16 protein-coding genes are annotated in these 13582 nt (G+C 75.3%); 11 read left to right on the top strand and 5 right to left on the bottom strand.

The genetic code is table 11. The annotated features are described in order from the left end of the window. Nucleotides 1-439 (bottom strand): DUF58 domain-containing protein (locus PYV61_RS02450; protein ID WP_275827949.1); only part of this gene is annotated, 439 nt, incomplete at its 3' end. A 116-nt stretch (nucleotides 440-555) separates the two neighbouring features. Continuing rightward, entirely contained in the window at nucleotides 556-1614 is a 1059-nt protein-coding gene (locus PYV61_RS02445) for an AAA family ATPase (RefSeq protein ID WP_275827947.1), read from the bottom strand. 290 nt (nucleotides 1615-1904) lie between these two features. On the opposite strand from PYV61_RS02445, the gene PYV61_RS02440 reads away from it, so the two are divergent. From PYV61_RS02440 to PYV61_RS02425, 4 genes are all read left to right on the top strand, one after another. Continuing rightward, nucleotides 1905-2636: a Crp/Fnr family transcriptional regulator gene (locus tag PYV61_RS02440; protein WP_275827945.1), complete on the top strand. Its 732-nt coding sequence runs from the start codon at nucleotides 1905-1907 to the stop codon at nucleotides 2634-2636. A 77-nt stretch (nucleotides 2637-2713) separates the two neighbouring features. Beyond that, nucleotides 2714-3895, top strand: a complete 1182-nt coding sequence (locus tag PYV61_RS02435) for a HesA/MoeB/ThiF family protein (protein ID WP_275827943.1) — start codon at nucleotides 2714-2716, stop codon at nucleotides 3893-3895. A 107-nt stretch (nucleotides 3896-4002) separates the two neighbouring features. Continuing rightward, nucleotides 4003-4893 (top strand): alpha/beta fold hydrolase, encoded by an 891-nt coding sequence (locus PYV61_RS02430; protein WP_275827941.1) that lies wholly within the window; start codon nucleotides 4003-4005, stop codon nucleotides 4891-4893. Between the two features lie 26 nt (nucleotides 4894-4919). After that, complete coding sequence (locus PYV61_RS02425) at nucleotides 4920-5591, top strand: NAD(P)H-binding protein (protein WP_275827939.1); 672 nt, start codon at nucleotides 4920-4922, stop codon at nucleotides 5589-5591. Nucleotides 5592-5654: 63 nt separating this feature from the next. On the opposite strand, the gene PYV61_RS02420 is transcribed toward PYV61_RS02425, so the two are convergent. Together PYV61_RS02420 and PYV61_RS02415 are read right to left on the bottom strand one after the other, a co-directional pair. After that, a complete protein-coding gene (locus tag PYV61_RS02420; protein ID WP_275827937.1) occupies nucleotides 5655-5936 on the bottom strand; it encodes a hypothetical protein in 282 nt (93 codons plus the stop codon). Further along, on the bottom strand, nucleotides 5933-7699 hold the full coding sequence (locus PYV61_RS02415) for a sodium:solute symporter family protein (RefSeq protein WP_275827935.1): 1767 nt from the start codon (nucleotides 7697-7699) through the stop codon (nucleotides 5933-5935). Before PYV61_RS02415 ends, PYV61_RS02420 begins: the two co-directional genes overlap by 4 nt. 164 nt (nucleotides 7700-7863) lie before the next feature. Between PYV61_RS02415 and PYV61_RS02410 the strand changes: the two genes are divergently transcribed. The 7 genes from PYV61_RS02410 to PYV61_RS02380 all read left to right on the top strand — a co-directional run bounded on the left by PYV61_RS02410 (nucleotide 7864) and on the right by PYV61_RS02380 (nucleotide 13086). After that, complete coding sequence (locus PYV61_RS02410; RefSeq protein WP_275827933.1) at nucleotides 7864-8973, top strand: Re/Si-specific NAD(P)(+) transhydrogenase subunit alpha; 1110 nt, start codon at nucleotides 7864-7866, stop codon at nucleotides 8971-8973. Nucleotides 8974-8976: 3 nt separating this feature from the next. Beyond that, nucleotides 8977-9330: an NAD(P) transhydrogenase subunit alpha gene (locus tag PYV61_RS02405; protein WP_275827930.1), complete on the top strand. Its 354-nt coding sequence runs from the start codon at nucleotides 8977-8979 to the stop codon at nucleotides 9328-9330. An 89-nt stretch (nucleotides 9331-9419) separates the two neighbouring features. Then, entirely contained in the window at nucleotides 9420-10802 is a 1383-nt protein-coding gene (locus PYV61_RS02400; RefSeq protein ID WP_345785198.1) for an NAD(P)(+) transhydrogenase (Re/Si-specific) subunit beta, read from the top strand. Further along, a complete protein-coding gene (locus tag PYV61_RS02395; protein ID WP_275827927.1) occupies nucleotides 10799-11365 on the top strand; it encodes an FKBP-type peptidyl-prolyl cis-trans isomerase in 567 nt (188 codons plus the stop codon). Before PYV61_RS02400 ends, PYV61_RS02395 begins: the two co-directional genes overlap by 4 nt. Before the next feature lie 139 nt (nucleotides 11366-11504). Beyond that, nucleotides 11505-12080, top strand: coding sequence for a TetR/AcrR family transcriptional regulator (locus PYV61_RS02390; RefSeq protein ID WP_275827925.1), 576 nt, complete (start codon nucleotides 11505-11507; stop codon nucleotides 12078-12080). Then, a complete protein-coding gene (locus PYV61_RS02385) occupies nucleotides 12077-12781 on the top strand; it encodes a YdcF family protein (protein ID WP_275827923.1) in 705 nt (234 codons plus the stop codon). The genes PYV61_RS02390 and PYV61_RS02385 overlap by 4 nt, the downstream gene beginning before the upstream one ends. A gap of 107 nt (nucleotides 12782-12888) precedes the next feature. Further along, nucleotides 12889-13086, top strand: coding sequence for a hypothetical protein (locus PYV61_RS02380; RefSeq protein ID WP_275827922.1), 198 nt, complete (start codon nucleotides 12889-12891; stop codon nucleotides 13084-13086). A gap of 8 nt (nucleotides 13087-13094) precedes the next feature. Here PYV61_RS02380 and ytxJ read toward each other — a convergent pair whose 3' ends face one another. Beyond that, a complete protein-coding gene (gene ytxJ, locus PYV61_RS02375) occupies nucleotides 13095-13448 on the bottom strand; it encodes a bacillithiol system redox-active protein YtxJ (protein ID WP_275827921.1) in 354 nt (117 codons plus the stop codon). Between the last annotated feature and the right edge of the window lie 134 nt (nucleotides 13449-13582).

The following is a 13582-nucleotide window of genomic DNA, read 5'->3' as shown; positions in this document are numbered from 1 at the left end:
ACAGAACGACATGGCTACGATCCGACTTGCCGTCGCCCGTCCCGCCGGCGATCGCGACGCCCACCGGGTCGCGCGCGCCGTGCGCCGCCGCCGCCAGCCCCACGGCGAGCGCGCGCGCCGAGCGCCACTTCGCGTACCGCCGCGCGCCGTCCTCCGGGAACGCCATCGACGCGCTGGCGTCGACCACGAACAGCGTCGGCAGCAGCGCGTGGTCGTCGGCCAGCCGCACGTACGCGCGGTCGCTGCGCGCCAGCAGCCGCCAGTCCAGCCGCCGCGGGTCGTCCCCCTGCCGGTACGCGCGGTACTCGCTGAACTCCCCCGTCGTGCCGCGCAGCCGCGCGCGGTGCGCGCCGGGCAGCCCGCCGGCGATGCGGCGCCTGGCCGGCCAGCGGAGGGCGCGGACCTCGTCGAGGAGGGTGGCGTAGGCGTGCACGATCATGCGCCGCGGTTCGCGACCCGAGCGCCGAGCGCCGAGCGCCGAGCGCCCGCTGGTGCGACGCGGCGACGCCCGGCGTCCGCGCGGGACCCGCTCGGCGCTCGGCGCTCGGCGCTCACTCAGACGCGCACGCCGGAGGCCGGAGGCGCCACGTGCTTCGCCACCGCATCGACGATCTGCTCCACGTCGACGCCCTCCGCCTCCGCGGCGAACGTCGGCAGCACGCGGTGCCGCAGCACCGGCGCCGCCACGCGCCGCACGTCGTGCGGCGCGACGGCGAGGCGGCCGGCGAGCAGCGCGTGCACCTCGCCGCCGAGCACCAGCGCCTGGTCGGCGCGCGGCACCGCGCCCCAGCGCACCGCCTCCTTCACCAGCGGCGGCGCCCCCGGGTCGTCGGGGCGCGTCGCGCGCACCAGCGAAGCCGCGTAGCGCAGGATCGGCTCGCTCGCCGCCACCGCGCGCGCCAGCCGCTGCAGCGCCAGCGTCTGGTCGGCGTCGAGCACCGGCGCGAGCGGCGCCTGCGCGGCGCCCGTGGTGGCGCGCAGGATCGCCACCTCGTCCTCGGCGCCCGGGTAGCCCACGCGCACGTCGAACAGGAAGCGGTCGAGCTGCGCCTCGGGGAGCGGGTACGTCCCCTCCTGCTCGATCGGGTTCTGCGTCGCCAGCACGAAGAACGGCTCGGGGAGGCGCATCGTGCGGCCGGCGGCGCTCACCGCGTGCTCCTGCATCGCCTCCAGCAGCGCCGCCTGCGTGCGCGGCGGGGCGCGGTTGATCTCGTCGGCCAGGACGATGTTCGCGAACACCGGCCCCTCGACGAACCGGAACGCGCGCGCGCCGGTGTGCGTGTCCTCCTCCAGGATCTCCGTCCCCGTGATGTCGCTCGGCACGAGGTCGGGGGTGAACTGGATGCGGCGGAACTGGAGGCGCATCGCCTCCGCCACCGACTTCACCAGCAGCGTCTTGGCGAGCCCCGGCACGCCGACCAGCCGCGCGTGCCCGCCGGCGACGATCGCCAGCAGGATCTCCTCGACCACCGTCCCCTGCCCGAGCACCCGCCGCGACACCTCGTCGCGCAGCGCGCGGGCGGCGGCCAGCAGCGGCTCGGCGCGCGCGAAGTCGGCCTCCGCGGCGGCGGAGCCGGCGGCGGCGTGGGGGCGCGTGGGGGCGTCGGCGTGCACGGGGCGGGGGCGGGATGGCGGAGGACCGGACGACGGCACGACCGGCGGGCGCGCGGCCCCCCGGTCGGCGTGCAAGCTACGAAGGCGCGCCCGCCGTCGTTGGCCGGGCGCCGTCGGGCGGCGGTGAACGTACGGTAAACGACGCGCCCGCCGCGCGGCTCCCATCCGTCGCCGCGACGCGGGGTTGCGACGACGAGGCCGCCGCGCGAGGCTGAGGCCCGTTCGTTGCAACCGCGCCACAACACCCCTCCCGCCACCCGCCGCACACGAGACGCCCCGGAGTCGATGTCGTGAGTTCCAAACGTCCCGTCACGCGGCTGTCGCCCGACGCACGCGCCGCGCTGGTGTCCTACGGCGCCCGCGCGGCCTGGCCGGCCGGCTTCGCCATCTATCAGCGCGGCCAGTCCGCCGACGGCGTCTTCGTCGTGCTGAGCGGGCGCGTGGTGCTCCGCAGCCGCGTCAAGGCGGGGCGCGGCTTCGTGCCCGTGGTCGCGGCCGACGGCGAGACCTTCGGCGCCGAGGGGCTCATCCCCGGCGGCGGCTACGTCACCGACGCGCGCGCCGAGGAGCCGAGCGAGACGCTGCACCTGAGCGCCGCGCAGCTCCGCAGCTGCCTGCGCGAGCAGCCGCTGGTCGGCGGCGCGCTCCTCGCCCAGCTCATGGTCGAGCGCAGCGCGCTGCTCGAGAAGCTGCGCGAGCTGGCCACGCTGTCGGTCGAGGAGCGCCTCATCGCCTCGCTGCTCCGCATGGCCGACCAGAGCGGGCTCGCCGACGACGCCCCGCTCGTCCTCGGCCCGGCGCAGTACCGGCTGCTGTGCGAGCTGGTGGGGGCCACGCGCGAGAGCGTGTCGCTCGTCTTCAACCGCCTGGTCGCCGCCGGGCTGGTGGAACGCGACGGGACCACCTTCGCCGTCCCCGACGTCGCCGCCCTCGGCCGCCGCCTCAGCGCCGCCTGGGTGGAGGAGGAGGGCGGGTCGATGACGGTGTCGCGCGACGAGCTGGGGTCGAGCGCGAGGCCCTGAACGGACGCTGCGGGCTGCGGCCTGCGGGTTCCGATCCGCAGTCCGCAGCCCGCTGCCCGCGCGATAGCTTGCGCGGAATGACAGCGCCCGGCCCCGCCCCCGACTTCCCCCGCTACGCGCGTCAGCTCGCGCTCCCCGAGGTCGGCGTCGAGGGGCAGACGCGGCTGGCGGAGGCGCGCGTGCTCATTGTCGGCGCCGGCGGGCTCGGCTCGCCGGCCGCGCTGTGGATGGCGGCCGCGGGGGTGGGGCGCATCGGGCTCGCCGACCCCGACCACGTCGATCGGTCGAACCTGCACCGGCAGCTGCTCTACGGACCGGCCGACGTCGGCGCGCCCAAGGTAGAGGCCGCCCACCGGCGGCTCGCCGAGGTGAACCCGGACGTGCGGGTCGACATCCATCAGGTGGAGGTGTCGGTCACGAACGCCGACCGGCTCGTGCGCGACTACGACGTCGTGCTCGACTGCACCGACCAGATCCCGGTGCGCTACGCGGTCTCCGACGCCTGCGTCGCCGCGGCGCGCCCGCTCGTCCACGGCGCCGTCTCGCGGTGGGAGGGGCGCGTGGCCGTGCTCGCCGCCGCCGACGGGCCGTGCTACCGCTGCCTCTGGCCGACGCCGCCCCCCGCGCACGCGATCCCGACCTGCGCCGAGGCCGGCGTGCTGGGGCCGGTGCCCGGGGCCGTCGGGATGCTGCAGGCGGTCGAGGCGTGCAAGCTCATCCTCGGCGCGGGCGACCCGCTCGTCGGGCGGCTGCTCGTGCTCGACCTGCTGCGCATGGTGACGCACGCCTTCGCCGTCCCCCGCGACCCGTTGTGTCCCGCCTGCGCGGCCGGCGAGATTCGCGAGCGGTCGGCGCCCGCCGGCGTGGCCGCGCCCGCCGCCTCCCCCTTCCCGCTGCCGTCGGAGCCGCCCGTGTCGCCGTCCCCCGCCGAGCCCTCGGCCATCGAGGAGATCGCCCCCGCCGAGCTGGCCGCGCGCCTGCAGGGCGCCGAGCCGCCGCTGGTGCTCGACGTGCGCGAGCCGTGGGAGCACGCGATCGCCCGTGTCGATGGGGCGCGGCTGGTGCCGCTCAACTCCCTCCCAGCGGCGCTCAGCACGCTCGACCCGGGGCGCGCCTACGTCACGCTGTGCCACCACGGGGTGCGCAGCCGCATGGCCGCCGAGTTCCTGCGCGAGCGCGGGCTGCCGCGCGTCGCCAACCTGCGCGGCGGGATCGACGCGTGGAGCGACGAGGTGGACCCGGCAGTGCCGAAGTACTGATGCGGAAGCGTCGAGCGCCGCGCGTGGAGCGTCGAGGGGGACGTCCGCGCGACGCGGACACGCTCGACGCTCGACGCTCGACGCTCGACGCTCGCTCGGTCCTCCGCATGCTCGCCTACGCCGCCGCCGCCACCGGCGCGCTCCTCGCCTGGAGCGCGCTGCACCGCCGCCGCGTCGAGCGCCGCGTGGGGGCGCGCCTCCCGCTCGGCCCCGACGGGATCGTGCGCGGCGCCGAGGGGTTCACCCTCGACGGCGACCCGCGGCGCGCGGTGCTCGTCCTGCACGGCTTCGGCGACACGCCGCAGAGCGTCGCCGGGCTGGCGCGCGCGCTGCACGCCGACGGGTGGACGGTGCGCGTGCCGCTCCTCCCGGGCCACGGCCGCACGGTGCGCGACTTCGCCGCCAGCGGCGCGCAGGCGTGGCTCGACGCCGCGCGCGCCGAGATGGCGGCGGTGGGCGCGCGGCACGAGCGGGTCGCGCTCGTCGGGCAGTCGATGGGCGCCGCGCTCTCGGTCGTGCTGGCCGCCGAGGCGCCGCGCCTCGACGCGCTGGTGCTGCTCGCGCCGTACGTCACCGCCCCCGCGGTCGTCCGCGCCGCCGCGCGCGCGCACGTCGCCCTCGGCTGGCTCCTCCCGTACATCGGCAGCGACGGCGGCGCGGCGTCGATCCACGACGACGAGGCGCGCGCGCAGGCGCTCGGCTACGGCGTGGTGACGCCGCGGCTGCTGCGCGAGCTGGCCGACGTGGTGGACCTCGCGCACCGCGCGCTGCCGATGGTGCAGGCGCCGACGCGCGTGCTCCTGTCGCGCCGCGACAACCGCGTCGGCGCCGAGGCGGCCGCGCGCGCCGCCGAGCGGCTGGGGTGCCGGACGCGCGAGGTGGTGTGGCTGGAGCGCTCGGGGCACGTGATCGCGGTCGACCGCGAGCGCGAGCTGGTGTTCGCGCACACGCGCGGGTGGCTGGCCGAGCACGCGCCGCCGGCGGGGCCGGGCGCGTGACCGGGCCGGCGCCGTCGCCCGCGTTCGTGGCCGGCGCCACCGGCTACGTCGGCGACGCGCTGACCCGGCTGCTCGCGTCGCGCGGCGCGTCGGTGGCCGCGCACGTCCGCCCCGACTCCCCGCGCCTCGCCGAGTGGCGCGCCCGCTGCGCCGCCGCGCGCGCGGCCGCCGACGCGACCCCGTGGGACGAGGACGCGATGGCCGCCGCCCTCGCCGCGCGGCGCCCGGCCGCCGTGTACGCGCTGCTCGGCACCACGCGCAGGCGCGGCGACGGCTACGAGGCGGTCGACTACGGCCTCACCTCGCTGCTGCTGCGCGCCGCCGTGCGCGCCGCGCGCGACACGGGAACGACGCCGCGCGTCGTCTACCTCAGCGCCGTCGGCGCCGACGCCGACTCGCGCAACCCGTACCTCGCCGTGCGCGGCCGCGTCGAGCGCGAGCTGCGCGCGTCCGGCCTCCCCTGGGTCTCGGCGCGCCCGAGCTTCATCACGGGCCCCGACCGCGAGGAGTCGCGCCCCGCCGAGCGCATCGCCGCGACGGTGACCGACGCCGCGCTGTTCCTCCCCCGCATGATCGGCGCACGTCGCATCGCCGACCGCTATCGGTCCACCGACGCCGAGGAGCTGGCGCGCGCCCTCGCGCGACTCGGCGTGGACGGCGAAGGCATCGTGACGGGGGAACTGCTCAGACACGGATGACACGGAAACCGGGGGATAGACTCGAGGCTGCAGTCTATCCCCCGGTTTCCGTGTCCTCCGTGTCTAATGCTTTTCCAGGCCCAAGTCCTCCTCCCGACGCTCCGTCGCGAGCCCTTCGGCGGACCGCGTCGGCGGCCCGCTCCCGCGCCGGGCGAGCCAGAGGAACAGCACGCCGGTCACCAGCATCACGAGCCCCCACCAGAGGTTCACGTTCACCCCGGTGGAGCGCCCGTACATGACCGCGTCCCCGTTCGTCATCGCGCCGTAGCCGGCCAGCAGCGCGCCGAGCACGACGAACAGCCCGCCGATCGGGTAGCGCAGGTCCAGCGTCGCGGCGCCGCTCATCGGAAGGCGAGGTTGAGGCCCAGGAGCGCCACCAGCACGCCGGCCGCGAACACCGACGGGCGCTCCCACCAGTTCTTCACGTCGTCCACCGGCTTCGGCGTCAGCGCGTACACCAGCCCGCGCAGCTCGTCGTCGGGGCGCGGGCGCGTGAGGAGGCTGACCACGATCGTCACCACGAAGCAGGTCGCGAACGCCGCGATCGCCGTCCAGAAGGTCTGCGCCATCTCGCTCGGGTAGACGCGCAGCACGCCGAAGTAGCCCCCCTTCACCCCGGGCACCGACCCGTCGGCCAGCGCCAGCCCGTGGTGGAGCGCGGCGCCGAGCGTGCCGGCCACCAGCCCCCAGAAGGCGCCGTGCCCCGTGCTCCGCCGCCAGAACATGCCGAGCGCGAAGGTCGCGAACAGCGGCGCGTTCACGAAGGCGAAGATCAGCTGCAGCAGGTCCATGATGTTGTTGAAGGCGCCGGCCACGTACGCCGCCGCCACCGACAGCAGGATCCCGCCCACCGTCGCCGCGCGCCCCATCCACAGGTAGTGCTCGTCCGACGCGCCGCGCCGGATGTGCGCCTGATAGATGTCGTATGTCCACACCGTGTTGAACGCCGTCACGTTCCCCGCCATCCCCGACATGAAGCTCGCGATCAGCGCCGTCAGCCCGAGCCCCAGCATCCCCGTCGGGAAGAGCTTCACCAGCATCATCGGCGTCGCGAGGTCGTAGTCGAGCACCACGTTCCCCTTGGCGTCCACCAGCGGCAGCCCCGCCGCCGTGAGTTTGGGCGGGATCATCCCCTCGCCCGCCGCCGCCAGCCCGCCCATCGACGCGTCGCCGGCGTGCACCAGCGCGATCATCCCCGGCACGATCACCAGGAACGGGAAGATCATCTTCGGCACCGCGGCGATCAGCGGGGTGCGCCGCGCCGCCGTCATCGAGTCGGCCGCCATCGCGCGCTGCACCACCAGGAAATCGGTGCACCAGTAGCCGAACGAGAGCACGACGCCGAGCCCCATGAGGAGCCCGAACCACTCGACGCCGATCGCGTTGGTGGACGCGCTCCCCATCCCCTTCCAGACGTGCGTCAGCGACTCGGGCGGCAGCCCGCGCGCCATCGCCACCTGCGTCAGCCGCGACGTCAGCCCGTCCCACCCGTTCACCGCGCGCAGCCCGATCCACACCAGCGGCACGAAGCCGAACACGATCATGAAGAACTGCAGCACCTCGTTGTAGATCGCGCTCGTCAGCCCGCCGAGCAGCACGTACGCCAGCACGATCCCCGCCGACACGAGCACGCTGGTCGTGAAGTCCCAGCCGAGGAGGAGGTTGAGCAGCTTCCCCATCGCGTACATCGAGACGCCCGACGAGAACACCGTCATCGCCGCGAACGTGACCGCGTTGAGCGTGCGCGTCTTCTCGTCGAAGCGCAGCTTCAGGTACTCGGGGACCGAGCGCGCGCGCGAGCCGTAGTAGAAGGGCATCATGAACAGCCCCACGAACAGCATCGCCGGCACCGCGCCGACCCAGTAGAAGTGGCTGGTGGCGATCCCGTACTTCGCCCCCGACGCCCCCATCCCGATCACCTCCTGCGCGCCCAGGTTCGCGCTCAGGAAGGCGAGCCCGGTCACCCACGGCGGGAGCGAGCGCCCCGACAGGAAGAAGTCCGTCGACGTGCGCATCATCCGCCGCAGCGCCCAGCCGATGCCGAGCACCACGACGAAGTACAGCGCCATCACCACGTAGTCGAGCGTGCGGAGCTGGGCGACGGGCATGGGGTGGGGAGGAGGGGGTGGGGTGGCGGAACAATGCGCGCCCGGACGCGGCCCGGCCACTCGCCCCCGCCCCGCTCCCGTCCCGCCGCCCCTCCCGCCCGGCGTCCCTGCCCGTAGGTTGCCGTCACGCCCGACTGGTCCCGCCGCCACCCCGACCGGAGCCCATGCGCATTGCCGTCCTGAAGGAGACCGCCGACCGCGAGCGCCGCGTCGCCCTCATGCCCGACGCCGTGAAGCGCCTCGCGGGCGCCGGCCACGCGGTGGCGGTCGAGCGCGGCGCCGGCGCGGGCGCCCACGCGGGCGACGACGACTACGCCGCCGCCGGCGCGACCCTCGCCGACGACGCCGCGGCCGCCGCCCGCGACGCCCAGGTGGTGACCAAGGTCCAGCGCCCCACCCCCGCCGAGGCCGCGCTCCTCCCACGCGGCGCGGTCCTGGTGTCGCTCCTCCCGCCCGCGCAGACTGCCGAGCTGCTCCCGCTCCTCGCCGCCGGCGGCGTCACCGCGCTGGCGCTCGAGCGCGTGCCGCGCATCACGCGCGCGCAGTCGATGGACGTGCTCTCGTCGCAGGCCACCGTCGCCGGCTACAAGGCGGTCCTCCTCGGCGCCGGGCTGATGCCGCGCTTCCTCCCCATGCTCACCACCGCCGCCGGCAACATCACGCCGGCCAAGGCGCTGGTGCTGGGCGCCGGCGTGGCCGGGCTCCAGGCCATCGCCACCGCGCGCCGCCTGGGCGCCGTGGTCAGCGCGTTCGACGTGCGCGCCGCCGCCCGCGAGCAGGTCCAGTCGCTGGGCGCCAAGTTCGTCGCCGCGGAGCTGGTGAGCCCGGGCGCCGAGACGGCCGGCGGCTACGCGCGCGAGCAGGGCGCCGACGAGCAGCAGCGCACCCTCGCCGCCATCGCCGGCGCGATCCGCGAGATGGACCTCGTGGTCAGCACCGCCGCCATCCCCGGCCGCCCGGCGCCGCGCCTCATCACCGCCGAGATGGTGGCGACCATGAAGCCCGGCAGCGTGATCGTCGACGTGTCGGCCGAGACCGGGGGGAACTGCGAGCTGACGCGCCCCGGCGAGACCGTACACGCGCACGGCGTCGCCATCCTCGGCCCGCTCAACCTGCCGAGCACCGTGGCGGCGCACGCCAGCGCGATGTTCAGCCGGAACGTGCTCACCCTGCTGCAGCACCTGGCCGACCAGGACGGCGCGCTGCGGCTCGACCTCGCCGACGAGATCACCGGGGCGATGGCGCTCACCCACGACGGCCAGGTGCGGAGCTGACCGATGACCCTGACCTACGTCCTGCAGATCTACGTCTTCGTCCTCGCCGGCTTCGTCGGCTTCAACATCATCACGCGCGTGCCGCCGCGGCTGCACACGCCGCTGATGTCGGCCACCAACGCCATCTCCGCCATCTCCATCGTCGGCGCGCTGGTGGTGGCCGGGTCGCGCTACTCGCTGCTGGCCAGCGTCCTCGGCTTCCTCGCCGTGACCTTCGCGACCATCAACGTCGTCGGCGGCTTCGTCATCACCGACCGCATGCTCGGCATGTTCAAGCGCGGCGACGCGGAGAAGGACGGCGCGTCGCAGGGCGCCCCGCACGGCGCGCCGGGCGACAACGGGAGCGCGCCGCGGTGAGCGCCCTCCTCCCGCTCCTCCAGGGCGCCGCCGAAGCCGCCGGCGAGTTCGCGCCCAAGGCCGTCGGCGAGGTCTTCGGCCCGCGCGCGCTGCTCACGCAGGCCGGCTACGTCGCCGCCAGCGTCTGCTTCATGCTCGGCCTCAAGGCGCTTACCAAGCCCGAGACCGCGCGCCGCGGCATCCGGCTGGCCGCCGTCGGCATGCTGCTCGCCGTCCTCGGCACGCTGATCGTCGCCGAGATCGTCGAGTACCAGTGGATCCTCGGCGGGCTGCTCGTCGGCGCGGCGATCGGCTACCCGCTCGGCACGCGCGTCCCGATGACCGCGATGCCGCAGCGCATCGCCATCGCGCTCACCTTCGGCGCCTCGGCGGCGACGATGGTCGGCGTCGCCGAGTACCTGCACCGCAGCGGCGCCGCGGCCGGCGCCATGCCGCGCGCGCAGGCCGCCGCGCTGGGGTTCGAGGTCCTCCTCGGCTGCATCACCATCACCGGCTCGCTGGTGGCGTTCGGCAAGCTGCACGAGATCCTCCCCGGGCGCCCGCTGACCTTCGGCGGGCAGAACCTGGTGAACGCCGCCGCCATGCTCGGCGCGCTCGCGCTGCTGGGGATCCTGGTCGCCGACCCGGCCGCGGCGTGGGCGTTCTGGGCGATGGCCGCGCTGGCGCTGGTGATCGGGGCGTCGTTCGTGCTCCCCATCGGCGGCGCCGACATGCCGGTGGTCGTGTCGCTGCTCAACTCGTACGCCGGCCTCGCGGCGTGCGCCACGGGCTTCGCGATCGGCAACACGGTGCTCATCATCGCCGGCGCCCTCGACGGCGCGAGCGGCTTCATCCTCTCGATCATCATGTCGAAGGCGATGAACCGCTCGTTCGCCAACGTGCTGTTCGGCGCCTTCGGCGGCGGCGCCGCGGCCGGGGGCGCGAAGAGCGCGGCCGGCCTCACGGTGAAGAGCCTCACCGCCGAGGACGCGGCGATCCAGCTCGGCTACGCCGGCAAGGTGATCGTGGTCCCCGGCTACGGGATGGCGGTCGCCCAGGCGCAGCACGTGGTGCGCGAGCTGGCGGAGCTGATCGAGAAGAAGGGCGGGGAGGTGAAGTACGCCATCCACCCGGTGGCGGGGCGCATGCCCGGCCACATGAACGTGCTGCTCGCCGAGGCCAACGTCCCGTACGACCGGATGTACGAGATGGAGGAGATCAACGACGAGTTCTCGACCGCCGACGTCGCGCTGGTGATCGGCGCCAACGACGTGGTCAACCCGGCCGCCCGCAGCGACCCGGCGTCGCCGATCTACGGGATGCCGATCCTCGACGCCGACCGCGCGAAGTCGGTGATCGTGATGAAGCGCGGCATGAGCGCGGGCTTCGCCGGCATCGAGAACGAGCTATTCTACGCCGACAACACGCGGATGCTCTTCGGCGACGCCAAGCAGACGCTGACCAAGCTCGTGACCGAGGTGAAGTCGATATGAAGACCCTTCCGCCGGCCGCCCCCGCTCGACGCTCGACGCTCGACGCTCGGGCGGCCCGAGCGTCGAGCGTCGAGCGTCGAGCGCGGCGCCTCGCCGGCGCGGCGGCGCTGGCGTTCGCCGCCGCCTGCGCCGGCGACGCCAAGTCCGACGCCGCATCGACCCCCGCCGCCCAGGCGGCCGGCGTCCCCGACCCGACCGCGGCGACGTACGCGCCGCAGCTCGGGATCCAGCTGGACGCGTTCTACAAGACCCCCAACGGCGTGTACTACCAGGACGTGAAGGTCGGCACCGGGATGGCGGCGGCGCCGGGCGCCCAGGTCTTCACGAAGTACGAGGGGTGGCTCCCGAACGGCACGCGCTTCGACGGCGGCCAGATCGACTTCCGCCTCGCCCAGCGCCAGGTCATCGACGGGTGGGACGAGGGGATCCAGGGGATGAAGGTCGGCGGCGTGCGCAAGCTCGTCATCCCCGCCAACCTCGGCTACGGCGCGACGGGCTCCCCGCCGGACATCCCGCCGAACTCGACGCTCGTGTTCCAGGTGGAGCTGACGGACGTCAAGTAGCCGACGGCGGGAGTCGCGACGGCGGGAGTCGATACAGCGGGAGTCGTGACGGCGCACTGCGCTCTTGCGACTCCCGCTTCGACGACTCCCGCCGTCGCGACTCCCGCAGTATCACAGTTCTCGCATTACGTTGGACCCCATGACCGCCCCGCGCGCCCGCGGCAACGCCGCCGACCGGATCCTCGCCGCCGCCGCGGAGTGCGCCGGCGCCCTCGGGATCGCCCAGGTCAGCATGCAGGCCGTCGCCGACGCGGCCGGCGTCAGCAAGGCGCTGATCCACTACCACTTCCGCGACCGCGACGAGCTCCTCGCGCGCCTCGCCGACTGGCTCGCCGGCGCCCTCGTCCAGGGCGAGGCCCTCGCCCTCGAGGACGCCGACGCCACCAGCCAGCTCGACGCCCTCTGGCTCTGGCTCGAGACCGAGCTCACCAGCGGCCGCCTCCGCGCCCTGGTCGCCCTCGGCCAGGAACGCGGCGAGGGGGTCCGCGACGCCGTCCGCCGCTCGCGCGCCCTCCGCCGCACCCAGGCCACCGCGACCATCGAGCGCCTCTTCGCCGCCCTGGCCCTCGCCCCGCGCCTCCCCGCGCCCCTGCTCGGCGACGTCTGGGTGGCCTTCGCCGACGGGCTCGCCGTCGAGGCCGCGATCGAGCCGGAGGCCAACGTGCGCCTCCGCTTCGACGTGTTCTGGCTCTCCGCCCTGAACCTCGCCGAGTGAGCCCGGCGTCGTCGCCCCGCCGCCGGCCGGGCGCGGGCCGCCTGCTCGCCCGGCTCGCTCTCGCCGCCCTCGCCCTGCTCGGCATCGCCTGGCTCGGCGCCCTCGCCGCCGTCGCGGTCGCCGCCAGCCGCGACGGCGCCCGCCCGGCCACCGCCATCATCGTCCTCGGCGCCGCCCAGTACGACGGCCGCCCGTCGCCGGTGCTGCGCGCCCGGCTCGACCACGCGGTCGCCCTCTGGCACCGCGGCCTCGCCCCCCGCCTCATCGTCACCGGCGGCCGCCGCGCCGGCGACCGCACCTCCGAGGCCGCCACCGGACGCCGCTACGCGGTCGCGCACGGCGTCCCCGACTCGGCGATCCTCATGGAGAGCGAGGGGCGCACGACCGCCGAGTCGCTGCGCGCCGCCGCCGCCCTCCTCGCGGAGCTGGAGCGCACGGCCGGGCAGCATCACGCCAGCTCGGCGCCCGGAGCGCGGCAGGACGACCCGAGGGCGGCGATCCTGGTGAGCGACCCGTTCCACATGCTGCGGCTGGGCATCCTCGCCCGCCGCTACGGGATCGTTCCCTACACCTCCCCCACCCGCACCAGCCCGATCTCTGCCCACCGCACGGCGGCGCTCGGCTACATGGTGCGCGAGTCGGTGAAGATCCCGGTGGTGTGGCTCATGGAGACCGGCGCCGACGAGGGGAGCGGACGGTAGACGAAGCGGGCGTCGCGCGCGCGCCACAGTCGCGGGTGCGGGGGACGGCGTATTATTGACGAGTACGCCACGTTCCGCCTCCCCCACCGCCGCCTCCCTCCCGCGGCATGATCGCACTCACCCTCCCCGACGGCCGCCGCTGCGTCCTCGAGGTCCGACGCGACCCCGAGCGCGCCACCGCCGTCCGCGTCACCCTCGACGGCGAGCCCCCCGTCACGCTCCCGCTGACCGCCGGCTGGGAGGACGCGGCCGCGCTCCCGCCGGCGGTCGTCGACGCGATCATCCGGCACGTCCTGCTCGAATAGCCGACGGCTCAGCCGGCCATCCGCCGCTCGGGGGGCGCCAGCGCCGCGTCCACCCGGCGCAGGATCGCCTCGGTCCGCACCTCGAAGTGCGACCCCGCCCACGCCGGCGCCCCGTGCACCAGCAGGATCGCCTGCGGCGAGTGGTGCACGACCCCCAGCGACTCGGCGACGTGCCGCGACAGCGCGCGGGCCTCGATCACGTCCACCACCCCGATCGGGACGTCCGGGCGCTGCGTGCCCAGCGCCTCCACCTCGTCCCACGCCATGATGCTGATGGGGCAGCGGGTGCTGTGCTTGTAGACCAGCGCCACCGCCGCGTGGCGGAGCGCGTCCAGGTCGGCCGGGGTGGAGAGCGGGTGCATCGCGGGCCCTCGCAGGTGGGGTGGGGGCCGCCCTAGCGCACGAGGTGTTCCGGAGGGGCCGGGTGGGGCGAGTTCGGATACGGCGAGCTCGGGAACGGCGAGCTCGGGAACGGCGAGCTCGGGAACGGCGAGCT

This window comes from Roseisolibacter sp. H3M3-2 (assembly GCF_029211165.1).
Classification (GTDB): Bacteria; Gemmatimonadota; Gemmatimonadetes; order Gemmatimonadales; family Gemmatimonadaceae; genus Roseisolibacter.
This window is presented reverse-complemented; position numbering and strand designations above follow the sequence as displayed.